Raw genomic sequence first — 17658 nt, 5'->3', positions numbered from 1 at the left:
ATGGCGCTTCCTCTCGCGGACATTCAAGACCGGCTCAGTCGGGCCAGCCGGGGCCCGTGGCGGTACTCGGGCCAGCAGGTGATGATCGGGCAGGGACTGGGCACCTACGCGGTGACGGTGAGGAAGGGGGAGGACGGCGAGTTCATCGCGGGGGCGAGGACCGACGTCGAGAGCCTGGTCCGTGAGGTCGCGCGCCTACGACAGGGCCTGGAGGGGGCCCATCAGGGTCTGACCACGCTGCACCGGTACGCCTCGGGACAGGTCGCCGAGATGATCGACGGCCTGCTGACCGACGTGGCCAAGCTCATGTGAGGACGCCAGCGGCGAAGCAGGCATCGAGCTCGATGCCGGGGTCCGCGGCGTGGTCGGCCACGGTGAACACCACCTCGCCGTCCTCGATCACCATGCGCCCCTCCTGGCGCACAGCCAAGGCGTCGAGGTGCAGTGGCACCGTCGCCTGACAGGAGCGGCCGGCCTCCAGCTCGACCCGGCGAAAGCCGACGAGCCGCCGGTGGGGTCGTGGCACTGATGACGACGGACAGCCGCCATACACCTGGACGACCTCGGCGCCGCGGCGCGGCCCGACGTTGGCCACCGTGACCGTGACCTCCCTCGACCCAGTGTCCAGACGGGCGTCGCGGACCTCGAAGGAGGTGGTCGACAAGCCGAAGCCAAAGGGGAACTGCGCCGCCCTGCCATCCCGGTCCAGCTTCCACTGCCCGTGGAACAGGTCGTAGGTCACCGAGCGGGCATCCTTGTCGAAGGCCACGAGGTCGTCCTCGTCAACAGGCACAGCGAAGGGCAGCCTGCCGCTCGGGGCGGCCGCGCCGAGGAGGACATCGGCCAGGGCGTGGCCACCCTCCATGCCCGGGTACCACGTCAGGAGGACGACGGGCACGTCGCCGCACCACGGCATCACGACCGCGCTGCCGCCCATCACGACGACCACCGTCCGGGAGTTGTGGGAGGCCACGGACCGCAGGAGCGCTTCGTCCTCGGGCCGCAGGCGCAGGTTGGATCGGTCACCCCCGGGCGCCATGGCCGTCGGCTGGCGGCCCGCCGGGCGCTCGTCCGGTTCGCCGGTGAGGGGCGCGCGCTGGCGGGACGACGCCCCCACCCCGAGCGTCGGGTGGTCCGCGGGAGGGAACAGCACGGCGAGATCGATCGCACCGGCGGCACCGATGAACTCGCCCTCGTCGTCCTTGGTGAAGCCGACGACGGCGATGGCCAGGTCCGATCCCTCGGCCAGCGACGCGTCGTCGTCATGGTGCACGACGACGGCGCCCGGTAGCGCTGCGCGCATCCCCGCGAGCAGCGTGACCGCCTCGGGCGGATGCACGTCGCTCGACCCCCCGTCGCCCAGGTTGGGCACGGCGGCCAGACGCCCGATCACGGCCACCCGTTTGAGCGCCGATGGATCGAGCGGAAGCAGGCCGCCCTCGTTGCGGAGCAGGACGATCGACCGGCGGGCCGCCTCCCGGGCCAGAGCGCGGTGCTCCGCCGATGCCGCGACGGACGCCTCAGGTCCCGGTCGGTCCAGCGCGGGCCAGAATCGCAACAGGGTGGCGACGACCCTCGACGCGGCCGCGTCCACCTCGGCCTCGTCCAGGTCACCACTGCGCAGCTTCTCCGGCAGGTGCTGGGCCCGCTGCTGGGCGAACGGCATCTCGACGTCCAGCCCCGCCTGGACAGAGGCCACCGCGTCACGCAGTCCGAAGATGAAGTCGGACACGACGAAGCCGTCGAAGCCCCATTCCCGGCGGAGGACATCGGTCAGCAGCTCCGCGTTCTGACCGCACCACGTGCCGTTCACCGAGTTGTAGGCGCTCATGACGCTGGCAACGCCTTCGGCCACGATGCGACGGAAGTGGTGGAGGTACACCTCGTGGAGGGCGCGGTCGTCAGCCGTGACGTCGACGGTGAAGCGGGCGTTCTCCATGGAGTTGAGGGCGAAGTGCTTCACACAGGCCATGGCGTGGCGTTGCACGCCCCGCACGAGGGCCGCGCCCATCTCACCGACATGATGGGGATCCTCGCCGTAGGTCTCCTGGGCCCGGCCCCAAGCCGGGTGGCGCAGGAGGTTCACGCAAACGCCGCCGTAGAAGGTCGCCCCCGCCGCTCTGAGCTCGAGCCCGATGGCGTCCCCGATGCGCTCTTCGAGGTCAGGGTCGAAGGTCGCGCCGCGCGCCATGCTCACGGGAAAGCAGGTGCTCACGCCCACGACGACACCGCGGGGACCATCGCTGAACTGCAGGCCCGGAACCCCAAGCCGCTCGACCGCGGCGGCGGGCCAGGGATGGCGGTAGTACCCCCCGGACACCATGTCGGTCATGCCCGCCCAGAAGGGCGTGTCGCCGTCGAGACAGCCGAGCTTCTCGGCCCGGGTCATCGCCCGCACGAGGGCGCCGGCCTCGGCATGGTGGTCGGCACCGGCGGCGACCCGGGCGGCGGCTTCCTCGAAGGCGGTCACGGCGAGGTGCGACGGGCTCCGGTCTCGGCCACGGCGGCGAGGATCTCGTCGACGGCGTCGTCGGCGAGGGCACGCATCTCCTCGTCGGTCCGGTCCTGGATCGGGTGGGGCACGAACACCCGGGCGGGATCGAAGCCCAGGGCGCGAGCCTGCGTCGCAGCGGCGGCGATGAACTCGGTGGAGGCGACGAACACCCCCGGGAGGCCCCGGGTCTCCAGGTCGGCGATGTCGTGCACACTGCACGACGTGCAGCTGCCTCAGTCGGCGAGCGCCTCGATCACGAGGTCACACTTGGTAGTGATCTCGTGGCGCAGGTCGACCGGCGCCACCTTGGCGAAGGTGGGCTTGCGGTAGCGGACGACCCGCAGGTCTGAGACCCGTGACGTCAGCGCCGACTCCAGCGCACTCAGAAAGACGTCGCCCCGTGGCTTCGAGATGTCCAGCAGCCCGACCGTCAGGCCCTCCAGCGACGATGGCCGGGCCACCCGCGGTCGTGTCGCGGGCCGACGCTCACCGGTCGGGTCCAACAGGACGGTACCGGCGTCGCTCGTCATACCCCTACCTCCCGGGTCACGGCCTGGCTGCCGCCGGGTCCGTTGATCCAGCTTCCAATGATGGACGAGAACAGCCCGGCTCGCCCGCCGGCGTGGACGAACCACAGCCCGTCGGGGCGGAACTTCGGGATGGCGGCCTCCTCCAGGCCCGCCGGCAGGCCCTCGTCGCACCCGTCGGCGCCGCGGACGAGCTCCGCCCCCGGCACGGTGAGGAGCTCGAGCAGCTCGTTCCGGAGCCTGGCCTTGGTCCACGCCCCCTCGCGAAAGACCCGGGCGTGCTCGGGGCTCACCACGACCATGGCATCGAAGCCGAGCGCCAGCTTGTGGTGGCCGACGGTTCGCAGGCTCCCAGCGAACGATCTGGCGAGGGACTCGGGCGTCCGCGACAGCTGATCGACGACGCCGCGGGGCCCCTCGCCGGCGAACAGCGTGACGGCCGATCCACCGGGAGCGACCCCCCGCTCGACCGACAACGGCTCCCAGGGAGATCCCTCCTCGTCCTCGGCGAAGCAGAACGTGTACTTGCCCGGGTTGCCGAGGGTCGCCCGGTCGACACCGCCGGGCACTCCCCCGCCGACGTTGCGCACGACCAGCTGCAGCGCCCGACCGATGGTGGCGTTGGCCCGGTTCCCCTGCCCCAGGACGTTGGCGCCCGAGTTCATGCCGATCGCGTGACGGATCGGACCGTTCACGATCACGGCCGGCCCGGAGAAGTACGTCGTCGCCAGGAGCCCGTGGCCATTGAACTCGTCGGTGCACAAGGCCTCGACCGCAGTCAGCACGAGCGGCAGGTACTCGGGTCGGCAGCCGGCCATGACCGCGTTGATCGCCGCCTTCTCGACGGTGCACTCGACCAGATCAGGCGGAACGATCGCCACCACCTCGTCGGCGGCCCGCTGGGTCCCCTCGAGCATGCGCAGCACCCTGGACTCGGTTGGCGGGACGACCGGAAGCCCGTCGGTCCATCCCCGGTCGAACGCCGCCTCGGTGTCGTCCTCCGAGTAGCCCAGCGCCACCCGCCGGGCCCGCAGCCGACCCGACGCGAATCGCACCGCGAGCTCGTCGGCCGTAGCGGGATCTGCCGTGCGCGACCCGCAACCGGGACGGAGCTCGGGGAGATCGGGGCCGAGCCCGGCGACGCCGGTGAGATCCTCCCAGCGCGGCCTGTGCCAGCCCTGCGTCCTGGCCACCTCGACGCCTCCTTCGAAACGCAGCAAGGTCGGCACGGTGACGAGGTCGAGGGCCCACGACACGCGCAGCTCGGTGTCGTCCACGACATCAGGAACGTCCGCGGGGAACGCGGGATCATCCTGGGTGTACACGGTCAGAGGCACGCCGGCGCGTCGCAGTTGGGCCAGGACCGGGGTGATGGACACACACGTCTCGCATTCACGCTTGACCACGGCCACGATGCCGTCCGGCACGCCTGGCGGTATCCGAGGACGGGACACGCCAACAGGCTAGAGGAGGAACCTGCGACTCCAGGCGTGGTGGGTCACAGCCGTTCCAGGAGCTGCTCGGCGTTGGTGACCGCGTTGTCGCCGTGCATGTTCCTGAACACGACGTGCACCTCTTTGGCCTGTTCGGCCAGACGACGGAGGTCCGGGATCCAACCTTCCAGCTCGCGGGGCCGGTAGCGGTAGTCGGTGAGCCCGGCGAACGAGGACCGTTTCCACCCCTCTCGGTTTCGCCCGTGGAACTTGACCACGGCCAGCTCGGTGGACGTCGCCGCGGCGAACCGAGGGATCGCCTTGTCGACCCGCTGGGGCATGTCTGCACACACCAGCGCGATCGAGTGCTCGGCCAGCAAGCTGAGCGTCCGGTCACGCTCCTCGGGCCGGAACCAGCTCGGGTGGCGCAGCTCGACGGCGATGCGGTCGGCGGCTGCCCGATCGGCGCAGTCGACCACGTACTCGCGGTTGGCGCTCCTCGACGAGAACCAGGGCGGAAACTGAAACAGGAGACAGCCGAGCTTGTTGGTGCGCCGCAGCGGGTCGACACCGTCGAGGAACCGGTCCCAGAGCTGACCGAGCCCGCGCTCGTCCAGGTGCCTGAGGTAGACGGTCTCCTTGTCCGATTCGACCTCGATGCCCCTCGGCAGAGCCTGGCGTCGCGCCGGGTGCTGGGTCAGGAGTGAGAACGCCTTGACGTCGAAGGTGAAATCCGACGGCGTCCGGCTGGCCCAGTCTCGTGCCATCACCTGGCGGGGAAGGGCGTAGTACGTGCTGTCCACCTCGACCAGTCGAAAGCGCGAGGCGTAGTGGCGCAGGCGATCCTCGGCCGAGGTAACTCCCTCGGGATACCAGCCCGAGGCGATCAGCGAGCGGTCCGTCCACGAAGCCGTCCCGACGAGGATGCGTCCGGTCACGGCGCCATCTTTCCAGTTTGGCGAGGTACCCTCGACAGTGTCGAGGGGGAGGTGACCGTGGCCGAAGAGATGGGCGAGGCGGATCCGGCCACCAGCCCCGAGCTCGACGCCATCGTGCTCGAGCACGCATACAACGGGGTTCGCCTGCAGCTCGTCCTCCGTGGCCTATTGGTCGTGTTCGTGGCCCTGACGGTCGCGATCGTCCCCCCCGAGCACCACGCTCTCGCGTCATACGTCATCGTCTCCATCTACGGCCTGTGGGCGGTCGGCGTCGCCGTGTGGAGCGAGCGGGGGGGCCCGGCTCCGGTGCGGTTCGTCTGGTTGGCGCTGTTCGTCGACGTCCTGGCGCTGGGTGGCCTCACCGTGCTCGCCGGGGTGGCGGCGAGCCAGAGCTGGACGGCGGACGTCCTCATCAACGGCTTCTTCGTCATCCCCCTGCTGGCGGCGACCCAGCTTCGGCCGGGCGTCTGCGCAGCCGTTGTCGTTCCGACCGTCGCCGTGTACCTCGCGGTGAGCATCGTGACACAGTCGGCGAACGGGGAGCCCTGGTCGTCGGTCCTCCTCCGCGCCCTCGTCCTGGCGGGGCTGGGAGCCGGCTGCATCGCTCTCACCCGGATCCAACAGTCTCGGGTTGCGACGATCGGCCGATTGGTCGGAGATCGCACGAGCCTGCTCACCGAGGTGATGACAACCGAGGATCGAGAGCGTCGGCAGCTGGCCGAGCGTCTCCATGACGGCGCGCTGCAGTACGTCCTGGCGGCTCGCCACGACGTCGAAGACGTCCAGAGCGACCCAGCGGCGCTCGACCGTCTCGACGAGGCCCTCACTGAGTCCTCCCGGCTGCTCCGGTCGACCGTCGCCGAGCTGCACCCTGCCGTGCTCGAGCGCTTGGGCCTGGCCCAGGCGCTCCGAGACCTGGCCCGCACCACCGAGGCCCGCGGTGGCTTCGCCGTCACGCTCGAGCTCGATGGCTGGGAGGAAGGGGCGCGCAGCCCGGCGGACGGACTTCTCTACGCGACCGCCCGAGAGCTGCTCAGCAATATCGTCAAGCACGCCGGGGCCAGCGCCGTGCATATCAACCTCGCCCGCTCCGGCGAGCTCGCCCAGCTGGTGATCGCCGACGACGGGTGCGGGATCCCAGACGGTGCCGTGGAAGCGAGCCTCGATCGTGGTCACATCGGGTTGGCGTCGCACCGCGTACGACTCCAAGCAGCGGGTGGCGGTCTCAGCATGACCGGAGCAAGCCCGTCGGGCACGATCGCCACGGTCGACGTGCCCTGTGCGCCGACCACTGCCAACGGACGGTTGTAGACCCCCGGGCCGGTTCGCCTACTTCAGGAGCCCGCGCCGCATCGCTTCGGCGACCGCCGCCGTCCGGTCGGAGACGCCGAGCTTCTCGTACAGGCGCTGGGCCTGGGTCCTGACCGCGCTCACCCCGAGATCGAGCTCGGCGGCAACCTGCGGGATGGACCTGCCCCTGGCGAACGCCTGCAACACCTCGATCTCCTGGTCGGTCGGCGCCGAGGTCTGGCTGCGGGCCCGGTGTCGGATCTCGCCGGCAAGCTCGCCCGCCAGCTCAGGGGGGAGCACGGTCTGGCCCTCAGCCGCCCTGAGCACGGCGTCGACGATCTCCTTGCGGCGGGCGTCCTTGGACAAGTAGCCAGCGGCGCCCTCCTCCAGCGCACGGAAGACGACAGCGCTGTCGGCCACAGCCGACAGCAGCAGCACCCTGGTGGGTAGGTCCTCGTCGACGACAGCGTGCACCAGGTCCAGTCCGTCCATCTCGGGCATCTGGTAGTCCACCACGGCCACGGTGGGCCGCTCCCGCCTGATCACCTCCAGCGCGTCGGCGCCGTTGTCCGCCTCGCCGACGACCTCGATCCGCCCGCTCTCGCTCAGGCCTCTGGTGACGCCATCCCGGAAGAACGGATGGTCGTCGACGACGATTGCCCGCACCGGGCTCTGGCCCGGCGCCGGCGCGGCATGGTCGCTCTGGTCGCCGCCCTCGACGGTTCGCCTCGGCAGGACGACCGTCGACAGTGACGTGTCCGACATGGCGGCGGCGTTCGGGGCCGGGAGAGCCCGGCTCATGTCGTCTGCGGAGCTGAAGCGGCGGCCGGGATCCTTCTCGAGCGCTCTCAGGACGAGCGTCTCCAGCGCGGGCGGTACTTCCGGCCTTTCCTTGCGCAGGGAACGAGGTGTCGCCTGGAGATGCTGGGCGATCACCCCCACCGGGACCTCGGCCTCGAAGGGCGGGTGACCCGCGAGGCACTCGTAGAGAACGCACCCGAGCGAGTAGAGGTCCGTCGCCGCGGTGGCCGACCGTGCGTCGAGCTGCTCTGGGGACGCGTAGGCGGGGGTTCCCATGAACTCGCCCATCGTCGTCACCCTCGCGACATCGCCCGCTGCTCTGGCGATGCCGAAGTCGACGAGCTTCGCCGTGCCGTCAATGGTCATCAGGATGTTGGCTGGCTTGATGTCCCGATGCACGATTCCCTTGCCGTGAGCGTGGCTGAGGCCGGCGAGGAGCTGGGCGGCGATCTCCTCGGTCCTGTCCACTCCGAGATACGGCGATGTCGCCTCGAGCTTGTCTTGGAGCGACTCACCTTCGACCAGCTCCATGACGATGTAGTAGGTGTCGCCCTCGTTCCCGGCGTCGTAGACGGTGACGATATTGGGGTGCTTGAGGGATGCCACGTGGACCGCTTCGCGCTCGAATCGCTGTCGAAAGGCCGGGTCCGACGCAAGTTGCGGGCTCAGCATCTTGACCGCGACTTCCCGGGCCAACCGCCGGTCGTGGGCACTCCAGACGCTGGCCATGGCACCTGAGCCGAGGTGGTCGATTAGCTCGTAGCGCTGGTCCAACACCCTCATCGACGTAGTCCACCCTTCGGTCGCCTGCCCTGCCAACGACACGGCGCGATCCTCGCAAGGCCAGTATGCCCGGCCTGGGTCGTTCGCAGCGGGCGAGTTGGCGGTGATGGCATTTGTCCGGTTCGTTCCGTTCAGAGGACGAGCCGCCCGCGGGCGGGGCGCCGCAGGTGCGGGCATGCTGGGGACGTGATGGGCCTCGTCCGCCGCGCCGCCCGCCGGGTACTGGGCAACGAACTGCCGTTGGTCGTTCCGCTGACGGCAGCCCAGGTTGGCTCGGCCGGGCTTCGCCTGGCCATCGCTGGAGATGTCGGGCACCCCTCCGCCGAGCTCGAGCTGAGCGTCGCCGCCATGGTGGACGAGCACGCCCGCCGGCCCTTCGACGCCCTGGTGCTGCTGGGCGACAACATCTATCCGGACGGCGACCCCGCCCGCGTCGGTGAGGCCGTCCTTGACCCGCTGGCTCCGATCCTCGGCCGAGGCGTCGTCCTCGTCGCCGTCCTGGGGAACCACGACGTGGACCGAGGCCAGCCTGACGAGGTCGCCCGCCGTCTCGGAATGCCGGCCCGCTGGTACGAGCGCCAGTTCGGGCCGGTGCAGCTGCTGGCGCTCGATTCCACCCGCGCCGGTGACCGCGAGCAAGGAGCGTGGCTCGAGCGAACACTCGCTGGTAGCGACGCCACCTTCCGTGTCGTGGCCCTCCATCACCCGCCATACTCCGCTGGCTGGCACGGATCGTCGAGGGACGTGCGGCGGTCGTTCGGGCCTGCCTTCGTGCGCCACGGCGTCGACCTCGTGCTCGCCGGTCACGAGCACGACTACCAACGGTCGAAGCCGATCAGCGGGACGGTCTACATCGTGTCCGGCGCCGCCACGCATCTCCGGGCCACGGGCAAGCGACGCTTCACCGCCGCGGCCCACGCCCGGCACCACTTCCTCGACCTCTGGGTGATCGACCAGCAGGTCATCATCCAGCCCGTCGGCCATGACCGTCAGCCCTTCGACCAGACGGTCCTTCCGATCCGTGGAGCCTTGGCCAGTAGGTCGACATGGAGCGGCTCGGCGTAGCGGGGGTCGATGAGGTCGCGCGCGCCGCCGACGGCGCGCATCACTGCTCGAAGGGTGGCCTACCCATCTGGTCACGGACCGTGACGACCTCGGGGTTGGTGAGGCTCCGGCGTTGCCAGTTGGCGCCGTCGACAACCAGGGTATGACCGGAGACGAACCGGGCGTAGGGCGAAGCGAGGAAGGTGGCCGCCCATCCGAGCTCGCGCAGCCGACCCACCCGCATCGCCGGCTGGCAGCGGTCCTTCTCGTTGGTGCGGTCGAGGTTGCCCTTGATATCGGCCGTCATATCCTCGTGCGGGAACAGGCCGGGTACCAGGCCGTTGACCTGGATCCCGTAGGGGCCCCACTCGACGGCGAGCGTCTCCACCATGTTCTTCACGCCGGCCTTGGCAGCAGCCGAATGGGCGAAGCCTGGGCCACCGGTCCACGCGTAGGAGGCGCCGATATTGATTATCGATCCCGGCGTGCCCGCGCTCATGTGGCGGCGAGCGAACTCACGGGCGCAGAAGAAGGTGCCATTGAGGGTGATGTCGACAACGGTTCGCCAGGCGTTCGGTGACATCTCCTCGGTCGGAACGGGAAAGTTCGCGGCCGCGTTGTTGACGAGGACGTCCGGGAGGTGGAGATCCGCTTCGGCGGCATCGAAGGCGGCGGCGATCTGGTCAGGTTGGCGGATGTCGCACTGAACGGTGAGAACAGCCGTGCCGAGCTTGGCCAGCGCGTCCTGGCCTTCTGAGAGATGCTCGGCCTTCCGGCTGGCCAACACGATGTCGGCACCAAGGCGGGCAAACTCGGTGGCCGTAGCCTTGCCGAGCCCGGTTCCACCACCCGTCACGAGCACGGTGCGGCCAGAGAACGTGTCCGGCGGGAGGGCTGTGGCGCCCACCGGCGGCGGCTCGGGCAGGCCAATCGGTTCGCTCATGTCGAAATCCCCCCGAAGCTGTGTGTCATGCAGGCGAGCGCGGTAGGAGGCCGTCAGCGGGTGCGAGGCTTGGTCCGCTCGCCCGACGCGAATGCTTGCTGGCCCTCGAACAGCGACCTCGGGTCACTCCCGAGCCGCACGAGCATACGTCCGTTGTCGAGCGCCTGGAGGCGAGAGAGCTCTCTGCCCATCCAGAGGGCGCGCACCGTACCCTGGATGGCGACCGCCGGGGCCTTGGCGATCTCGGTCGCTGCCCACTTGACTGCGTCGTGGAGACCGACGGCGGGGACCACCTCTGAGACCAGCCCTATCTGATGGGCGCGCTGCGCCGTCATCCGCTCGCTCGCCCCGAGCAAGGCCACGCGCATGATCTCGCCAAACGGCATCTTCTGAAGCATGTGTATCGACTCGAAGCATGCCGTCATGCCGAACGTCACATGAGGGTCGAAGAACGTGGCGTGCTCGGCGGCGACGATGAAGTCGACCTCTCCCAGCATGTAGAAGGCTCCGCCACAAGCCATGCCGTTGATGGCGCCAATGACTGGTTTCCATAGGTCGTTGGTCTTGGGCCCAATGTTCTCACCGGGGTCATCGACATGCCACGGCGTAGCCGAGGCTGGCCCGGCCCCGGTCCCCCTCGTCCCTTCCACATCGTCAACGCTGTCCCAGCCGCCCATCACCTCGCTGCGGTCGATGCCCACGCAAAAGGCCTTGTCGCCGGCCCCAGTCAGCACCGCACATCGAACGTCATCGTTCTTGCGAAGGCTCCTCCAGACGTCCTTCAGCTCTCGCTGCATCAAGAAGTTGAACGCGTTGTGGACCTCAGGGCGGTTCAGCGTCACCCAGGCCACGCCCTCGAGCTCCTCGTACAAGATCGTCTCGTAGTCGGCCACGCCGTGATCTTAGGGTACGGGGCGGCCGCACCCCATCCGTCTGGACAAGGGCCAACGGTTCGCCCGAAGTCGTCCATCTCACCGGATGACCGGAGCCACACGGGGCCCGAGACGGCCATCCGCCGGTCCGGTCGGACCGCAGCCTGCCATCGCGTACGGGTGAGGCATCTCCGACGGTATCCTGGTCCGGGCCGATGCCGCCCCCAGTGCTGCCCCGAGGGCCTGGAGGCGGACGGCGCTTCACCCTCTAGGAAAGACACGAGATGATCCCGCGCGCCGACATCCGCAACCTCGCCATCGTCGCCCATGTCGACCATGGCAAGACCACGCTCGTCGACGCCATGCTCTGGCAGTCGGGCATCTTCAGGGCCAACCAGGACGTCGTAGAGCGAGTCATGGACACGATGGACCTCGAGCGCGAGAAGGGCATCACGATCCTGGCAAAGAACACCTCCGTGCGTCACAGCGGCATCAAGCTCAACATCGTCGACACGCCTGGTCACGCCGACTTCGGAGGCGAGGTCGAGCGTGCGCTGGCGATGGTTGACGGCGTCCTGCTGCTGGTCGACGCGAGCGAGGCACCGCTTCCACAGACGCGCTTCGTCCTCCGCAAGGCCCTGGAGCGTCGACTTCCAGTCGTGGTCGTCATCAACAAGATCGACCGTCCGGACGCCCGGCCGAAGGAGGTCGTGGACGAGGTGTACGAGCTCTTTCTCGATCTCGACGCCGACGAGGGTCAGATCGAGTTCCCGATCCTCTACACGAATGCCAGGGTGGGAACCGCCAGCACGTCGCCAACCGAGGAAGGTCGGGACCTGGAGCCGCTCTTCGCCGCGATCGTCGAGCACATCCCTCCGCCGTCCTTCGAGGAGGGGCATCCACTCCAGGCCCTGGTGACGAACCTCGATGCATCGCCCTACGTCGGGCGACTCGCGATCTGCCGGGTGGTCAACGGCACCATCCGCAAGGGCCAGCAGATTGCGTGGTGCCGCGCCGATGGCACCGTCGAGTCGGTGAAGGTGACCGAGCTCTACGTGGCCGAGGGACTCGAGCGGGTCGACGCCGCTGAAGCGGGACCCGGTGAGATCGTCGCCGTCGCCGGGATCAGCGAGGTGACGATCGGCGAGACCCTCGCCGACAGGGACGATCCCCGTCCCCTTCCGGTCCTGATCGTCGACGAGCCGAGCCTCGCCATGACGATCGGTGTGAATACCTCGCCTTTGTCCGGCACATCGGGGACAAAGCTCACCGCACGCCTGCTCGAGAACCGTCTTGATGCCGAGCTCGTCGGTAATGTCTCCCTCCGGGTCAACCCGACCGCCCGCCCGGACACCTGGGAGGTGCAGGGCAGGGGGGAGCTACAGCTTGCTGTGCTGGTCGAGACACTGCGGAGGGAGGGCTTCGAGCTCACGGTGGGCAAGCCACAGGTCGTCACTCGCGAGGTCAACGGCAAACTCCACGAGCCGGTCGAGCGTCTCTCGATCGACGTGCCCGCGGACTTCATGGGCGTGGTCACTCAGCTCCTCGCCCTGCGCAAGGGGAGCATGGAGCAGTTTGTCAACCATGGCACGGGGTGGGTCCGCCTCGAGTACTCGGTTCCGAGCCGAGGGCTCATCGGCTTCCGCACCGAGTTCCTCACAGAGACGAGGGGGACCGGTGTGTTGCACCATGTCTTCGACAGGTTCGAGCCGTGGTTCGGTGAGCTGCGAACCCGACCGACCGGATCGCTGGTCGCCGACCGCCCGGGTACCACGACCACCTACAGCCTGCTCAGCCTGCAGGAGCGGGGCACCCTCTTTGTTGGCGCGGGCGTCGAGGTCTACCAGGGGATGATCGTCGGTGAGAACGCCCGGTCCGACGACATGGATATCAACCCGACCAAGGAGCGGAAGCTCACGAACATGCGCTCGTCCACAGCGGAGGAGCTCGTCCGCCTCATCCCCCCTCGCCAGCTGTCGCTCGAGCAGGCGCTCGAGTTCATCCGCGAGGACGAGTGCGTCGAGGTCACCCCGGCTGGGGTGCGCCTTCGCAAGATGGTCCTCGACCGGTCCCAGCGCGCCCGTGGCGCGGCGCGAGCGAAGCGGGACCGCCTGTAGCGGCTCTCCACCACTTGCCCATGACGATGCCGAAGATGGTGGGCAACGTGACCTGTTGCCTCGTCCTGGGTAGGCGTGTTGCATGACCGAGAAGGATTCCGATAGCTGGGAGCATGCCGTCGAACTGTTGCGGTCGGCCGGATCAAGCACGAGCAGCATCGACGATGCGGTGGCGGCCGGTCCAGATGAGCTGGCGCTTGTCGTCGCTCGGCACTTGACCTTCCCGGGATCTCGATATCTCCAGGCGGCAGACGTCTGGGAGCGCGCCGGCGTGGGGGAGGCAACTGCCCGGTCGCTGTGGCGAGCCATGGGCTTTCCTGACGTCCCGGACGAGGACAGAGCGTTCACCGACGCTGACGTAGAGGCCTTGCGCGTGGCACTCCGCCTGTTCGACCAGGTCGACATGAGCGACGTTGCCATGCTCCAGCAGGCCCGAGTCATGAGCCAGGCGGTGGCGCGCATCGCTGACTCGCACCAGGACGTCATCGCCGCCATGTTCAGCCGACCCGACCCTGGCAGCGCAGCAGCTGAGGCCGTTGCCATCGCGGGTGACGCCCTGCCGGCGCTCGACCACCTGCTCACCTACATGTATCGCCGGCACCTGGCCGCGGCGACGGAGCAGCGGCTGCTGATGGGCACCGAGGGCGGCATGGGTGCGATCAACCTGTCGGTGGGCTTTGCCGACATGACGGGGTTCACCGAGGTCAGCGAAGCACTTTCGGCAGAAGAGCTGGCAGACACGATCGAACACTTCAACGCGGCCACCGCCGACGTGATCGCCGAGTTGGGTGGGCGCGTCGTAAAGACCATCGGGGACGAGGTCATGTTCACCACGCCCGATCCGGCACGCGGCGCGGAAGTGGCCGTGGCCCTGTTGGACGCCGTCTCACCCGACGGAGGCACCCCGGAGCTGCGAGTCGGTGTGGCAACCGGTCCCGTTCTGGCACGGGAGGGCGACGTCTTCGGAACACCAGTCAACCTCGCCAGCCGCCTGGTGACGATCGCCCGTCCGGACAGCGTGCTCGTGGACCAAGCAAGTCGCGACGCCCTGGTCGACGACGACCGCTTCGAGCTGTCGACGCTGGCCCCGAGGCGGTTGAAGGGGCTGGGCCGGGTGGGCGCCTACCGCTTACGGGCGGCCGGCACCTGACCTGGTCGGCGGACGACGCCGCCTGACCGGCTTACCCCGCGGGGAGTGCTGGCCACAACTCGCGTGGGAGCTCTATGGCCATGGCGACATCGATCAACCGGCTGAGCGCGATGTACGCCTTCGCTGCTTCGACATCATCGTCAAGAAGATCGACCAGCTTCTGAGAGCCTTCAATGAACGCCTGCCGTACTTCGGCGGCGATGTCCTCATCTGAGGCGGCTGCTGCGGTTGCTTGCAGCCGGAAGAGAAAGTGGTTCCGGTTCTGGACCTTGTCGGCGTACGACTGGTTCATCCGTGCGCGCGCCTGTACCAAATCAGGCGCTTCGGCCGCGGTTGCCATGATGTCCATTATTTGACGGTGATGCCACCGATAGCAGGCTATGAACAGGTCCTTCTTGCTGGGGAACAAGGCGTAGATATATGACTGCGAGATGTCGGCTCGTGTCGCGATTGCCGCGGTCGTCGCCCCGTGGTACCCCCACTCGGCAAACTCGGTGCGGGCGGCACCAAGGACCGCGTCGCGTCGACGGTCAGCATCCGAGAGCTGGCGATGATGGACGGTCGGCACATCCCGAGAGTAGTTCGACGTGGATCTGCTCGGGCCCGAGGCCACGGTCACGACCTTGTCGAGCTGGGTGCATTCGATGACTCTGGAAACGGCTGCAGTCGGTGCGTCGAGGACCAGATCGCCGCCCAGTTGGCGCTGACGCTCGCAGGCCGCCGCCAGCGGAGCCAGCCCGGCACAGTCGATGAACACGGTGCCGCTCAGGTCGACCAGGATCACTCGGCCTGGCTCGGCCATCTCGGCAAGTGCCTCTGACAGACGTGGGGCCGTGGCGCAGTCGAGCTGGCCGACCACCGCCATCACGGCGAGGCCATCGTACATCGCTGTCTTCAGATCGAAGGGAGTCGGCACCACGATCCCTTCCCCAGGCGTCACCCGCCCGGATATCCGGCGTCCAGGATCAGGATACCAGTGCTCTGTCAGCTACCGTACAGAGCGGGTCGCGGGCTCGAGTCACGGCCTGTCATCTCCAGGGCCGCCAAGTCGTCTCTCGCTGCCGCCTCCATTTCCCGCCGCCTCGTCATCGCCATCGAAGTAGGACTCGACGTGTTGCTCGGGACGGCGTTCACCCACTGAGGCAATGCGGTCGAGCACCTCCCTGTCAGCGTCCGTCAAGGGAGGCTGCACGATGCTGCGGGGCCATAGTCGATTCTTCAGCACGACGTTCACCTCGGCGGCGTAAAGACTCAACTCCGCGCCGACATAGATCCAGGCCAATGTCCCCAGGACGAGGGCAAACGTGCCGTAAACCTGGCCCGCGTGACGCAGGTTGTGACCCACGAGATAGACGCCGAGACCTTGGAGAACGGTCCAGCCAACGCCACCCAGAACGGCCCCGGGGAACAGCTCTCGAGTGCCAATGGATGCCGGAGTGAGGACCCGAAAGGCCAGCCAGTACACGGCCACATTGATCAATACCACCAGAGCTTCGACGCCCACCTTGAATCCCATGTTTCGGAACAAGCCCACCTGGGCGCCATAGGTAGACAGGCTCGTCACGCCTGTGGTGATCAATACGTTTCCGGCCAAGACAGCGAGAAAGGTCAGACTCCGGGTCAGCCGGGGGAAGAAGCCCGGGCGAACGACGCCGGGTACGTTCCAGACCTCGGCCATGGCCCGCTGAGCGGCCTGGCTGACGCCCAGCGACCCGTACAGGGCTAGGAGGAGACCAATGACCAGTCCGACGACGCTGCCTGAGTGGAGGGCGCTCACGTTGGCCTTCAGCTGGTTGCCGATTACGGGGAACTGCGCCAGGGCGGAGTTCTCGAGTGAGTGAGCAAACGACGAGTTGGTGCTGAGCAGGCCAAGGATGGTGACGAACACCAACAGCAACGGGAAGATCGCCACGAAGCCGTAGTACGTGATGAGGGCCGTCAGGACAGACCCTGCATCGTCGCCGAACTTCTTGATCACCCCGAAGACGAAAGCCGCCGGCCGGTGGCGCTGCTGGAAGCGATCAAGGACCTCGATGGGATTCTGCATTGTGCGGTGGCTTCTTCCCCTCACCCGAACGCAGCATGGCCGTCATCAGCCAGACGGGCCACCAGTCGGCGCCCGACCCAACCGCTGGCTCCCACCACAGCGGCGCCCACAGGACGACATTAGATCCCGGAAGCTCCGATGGCCGCCTCCTCGCATCCTCGAGTGGGTCAGTCTTCCGTTTGAGATACCCTCCACCTGTCGATGGCCGAGCATCAGGAGCCAGAATTGACTGCCGGGCAGGGTCTGCGGTCCCGCAAGCAGGCCCGGACCCGCCGAGAGCTCGAGGCAGCCGCCCTCGCCCTCTTCGCGGCCAACGGTTACGAAGAGACCACAGTGGAGGAGATCGCTGCCGCCGTCGAGGTGTCCCCAAGGACCTTCTTCCGCTACTTCGGATCCAAGGAAGACGTCCTGTTCGGCTACGAGGAACGCCACCTGGCGGCGCTGCGCCGGATGATCCGCGACTGCCCCACCGCTGCGACGGACCTGTCCGCGCTCGAGGAGGTCCTCTTGACCTTCGCCAACTACCTTGCCGAGGAGCACCAGCCCCTCCTCATCCGAGCAACGCTCGTGACGGAGAACCAGCGCCTGAGAGAGCGGAGCCTGCGAATGCTGCGCTCCTGGGAGCTGACGCTCGCTGACGAGCTGGCGCTCCAGGCCGGAATGGACACACCCGACCTCGGCCTGCTGGTGCTCGCAGCTTCGAGCATGGGCGCGATCAACGTGGCCGTGCGGGTATGGCAGGGCTCAGGTGGCCAAGGCTCGCTGATGAGGGTCACGAAGCGGGCTCTGGAACTGGCGATGACCCCTGAGATCCCGGCACCACGACGACCACGGGGCCGGCGCCCGGCTCGGAGGAACTCCCGGCAGGCCCCCCGAGACGATCACTAAGGACGCTGAGACGAGGTCGTTGCGCGTTCGTCGTCAGCGCTCAAGGAGAGGGCCGGCGTTCTCCCTCAAATCGACGAATGAAGCCCTCGACGAATGCGACCGTCTCGGCGTGCCCGCTCGACATGCCGAGGATCTCGCGCTCGATGACGAGAAACCGGGAGATGCTGGACATCAGGACGGTGCAGACGATGGGGGGGCATTCGTTGGGGTCGACCCCGTAGCGCTCGAGTACGCCCCGGAAGCCGTTGAGTTGTTCGACGCGGAACCGCTCGGCCGAGGCGGCGATCTCGGTTCGGATCGCCTTGCGGTGGTTCGCCAAGGCGATGAATTC

At 68.1% G+C, this 17658-nt stretch carries 16 protein-coding genes; 6 read left to right on the top strand and 10 right to left on the bottom strand.

Annotated elements, in window-relative coordinates:
• Entirely contained in the window at positions 1 to 312 is a 312-nt protein-coding gene (locus VH112_14325; protein ID HEX4541414.1) for a hypothetical protein, read from the top strand.
• Here VH112_14325 and VH112_14320 read toward each other — a convergent pair.
• From VH112_14320 to VH112_14305, 4 genes are read right to left on the bottom strand one after another with little or no spacing between them, the layout of a single operon-like run.
• The gene (locus tag VH112_14320; GenBank protein ID HEX4541413.1) at positions 305 to 2470 is read right to left on the bottom strand and encodes a glycoside hydrolase family 3 N-terminal domain-containing protein; all 2166 of its coding nucleotides are present in this window, start codon (positions 2468 to 2470) and stop codon (positions 305 to 307) included. The two genes, VH112_14325 and VH112_14320, sit on opposite strands and share 8 nt — an antisense overlap.
• Positions 2467 to 3024: a UGSC family (seleno)protein gene (locus VH112_14315; protein HEX4541412.1), complete on the bottom strand. Its 558-nt coding sequence runs from the start codon at positions 3022 to 3024 to the stop codon at positions 2467 to 2469. Before VH112_14315 ends, VH112_14320 begins: the two co-directional genes overlap by 4 nt.
• Positions 3021 to 4475 (bottom strand): thioredoxin, encoded by a 1455-nt coding sequence (locus VH112_14310; protein ID HEX4541411.1) that lies wholly within the window; start codon positions 4473 to 4475, stop codon positions 3021 to 3023. The genes VH112_14315 and VH112_14310 overlap by 4 nt, the downstream gene beginning before the upstream one ends.
• A gap of 44 nt (positions 4476 to 4519) precedes the next feature.
• On the bottom strand, positions 4520 to 5392 hold the full coding sequence (locus VH112_14305) for a DUF72 domain-containing protein (protein HEX4541410.1): 873 nt from the start codon (positions 5390 to 5392) through the stop codon (positions 4520 to 4522).
• Positions 5393 to 5449: 57 nt separating this feature from the next.
• Here VH112_14305 and VH112_14300 point away from each other — a divergent pair, with 57 nt between their 5' ends.
• The gene (locus tag VH112_14300) at positions 5450 to 6703 is read left to right on the top strand and encodes an ATP-binding protein (protein ID HEX4541409.1); all 1254 of its coding nucleotides are present in this window, start codon (positions 5450 to 5452) and stop codon (positions 6701 to 6703) included.
• An 18-nt stretch (positions 6704 to 6721) separates the two neighbouring features.
• On the opposite strand, the gene VH112_14295 is transcribed toward VH112_14300, so the two are convergent.
• Positions 6722 to 8266, bottom strand: coding sequence for a protein kinase (locus VH112_14295; protein ID HEX4541408.1), 1545 nt, complete (start codon positions 8264 to 8266; stop codon positions 6722 to 6724).
• A 189-nt stretch (positions 8267 to 8455) separates the two neighbouring features.
• Here VH112_14295 and VH112_14290 point away from each other — a divergent pair, with 189 nt between their 5' ends.
• Positions 8456 to 9331 carry a metallophosphoesterase gene (locus VH112_14290; protein HEX4541407.1) on the top strand — a complete coding sequence of 292 codons (876 nt, stop codon included), beginning with the start codon at positions 8456 to 8458 and terminating at the stop codon, positions 9329 to 9331.
• Between the two features lie 40 nt (positions 9332 to 9371).
• Here the strand turns inward: VH112_14290 and VH112_14285 are convergent, their stop codons facing one another.
• Positions 9372 to 10253, bottom strand: coding sequence for an SDR family oxidoreductase (locus VH112_14285; GenBank protein ID HEX4541406.1), 882 nt, complete (start codon positions 10251 to 10253; stop codon positions 9372 to 9374).
• Positions 10254 to 10306: 53 nt separating this feature from the next.
• Positions 10307 to 11146 (bottom strand): enoyl-CoA hydratase/isomerase family protein, encoded by an 840-nt coding sequence (locus tag VH112_14280; GenBank protein HEX4541405.1) that lies wholly within the window; start codon positions 11144 to 11146, stop codon positions 10307 to 10309.
• A 263-nt stretch (positions 11147 to 11409) separates the two neighbouring features.
• Here VH112_14280 and typA point away from each other — a divergent pair, with 263 nt between their 5' ends.
• Both typA and VH112_14270 read left to right on the top strand, forming a co-directional pair.
• Positions 11410 to 13242, top strand: a complete 1833-nt coding sequence (typA, locus tag VH112_14275; GenBank protein HEX4541404.1) for a translational GTPase TypA — start codon at positions 11410 to 11412, stop codon at positions 13240 to 13242.
• Positions 13243 to 13324: 82 nt separating this feature from the next.
• A complete protein-coding gene (locus VH112_14270; GenBank protein ID HEX4541403.1) occupies positions 13325 to 14392 on the top strand; it encodes an adenylate/guanylate cyclase domain-containing protein in 1068 nt (355 codons plus the stop codon).
• A gap of 31 nt (positions 14393 to 14423) precedes the next feature.
• Here VH112_14270 and VH112_14265 read toward each other — a convergent pair whose 3' ends face one another.
• Together VH112_14265 and VH112_14260 are read right to left on the bottom strand one after the other, a co-directional pair.
• Positions 14424 to 15308 (bottom strand): anti-sigma factor antagonist, encoded by an 885-nt coding sequence (locus VH112_14265; GenBank protein ID HEX4541402.1) that lies wholly within the window; start codon positions 15306 to 15308, stop codon positions 14424 to 14426.
• Between the two features lie 102 nt (positions 15309 to 15410).
• The gene (locus VH112_14260) at positions 15411 to 16370 is read right to left on the bottom strand and encodes a YihY/virulence factor BrkB family protein (GenBank protein HEX4541401.1); all 960 of its coding nucleotides are present in this window, start codon (positions 16368 to 16370) and stop codon (positions 15411 to 15413) included.
• Positions 16371 to 16640: 270 nt separating this feature from the next.
• Here VH112_14260 and VH112_14255 point away from each other — a divergent pair, with 270 nt between their 5' ends.
• Positions 16641 to 17327, top strand: coding sequence for a TetR family transcriptional regulator (locus tag VH112_14255; GenBank protein ID HEX4541400.1), 687 nt, complete (start codon positions 16641 to 16643; stop codon positions 17325 to 17327).
• A 40-nt stretch (positions 17328 to 17367) separates the two neighbouring features.
• Here VH112_14255 and VH112_14250 read toward each other — a convergent pair.
• Positions 17368 to 17658, bottom strand: a 291-nt coding sequence (locus VH112_14250) for a hypothetical protein (protein ID HEX4541399.1), incomplete at its 5' end; no start/stop codon positions are given.

It is taken from the genome of Acidimicrobiales bacterium (assembly GCA_036270875.1).
Taxonomy (GTDB): domain Bacteria; phylum Actinomycetota; class Acidimicrobiia; order Acidimicrobiales; family AC-9; genus AC-9.
Note: the sequence above shows the minus strand (reverse complement) of the source record. Positions and strands in the feature narration are given on the sequence as shown.

Coding starts and splice junctions, on each gene's coding strand:
- VH112_14325 (HEX4541414.1), top strand. CDS start 1: ATGGCGCTTCCTCTCGCGGACATTCAAGACCGGCTCAGTCGGGCCAGC.
- VH112_14295 (HEX4541408.1), bottom strand. CDS start 8,266: ATGAGGGTGTTGGACCAGCGCTACGAGCTAATCGACCACCTCGGCTCA.
- VH112_14290 (HEX4541407.1), top strand. CDS start 8,456: ATGGGCCTCGTCCGCCGCGCCGCCCGCCGGGTACTGGGCAACGAACTG.
- VH112_14285 (HEX4541406.1), bottom strand. CDS start 10,253: ATGAGCGAACCGATTGGCCTGCCCGAGCCGCCGCCGGTGGGCGCCACA.
- typA (HEX4541404.1), top strand. CDS start 11,410: ATGATCCCGCGCGCCGACATCCGCAACCTCGCCATCGTCGCCCATGTC.
- VH112_14270 (HEX4541403.1), top strand. CDS start 13,325: ATGACCGAGAAGGATTCCGATAGCTGGGAGCATGCCGTCGAACTGTTG.
- VH112_14255 (HEX4541400.1), top strand. CDS start 16,641: ATGGCCGAGCATCAGGAGCCAGAATTGACTGCCGGGCAGGGTCTGCGG.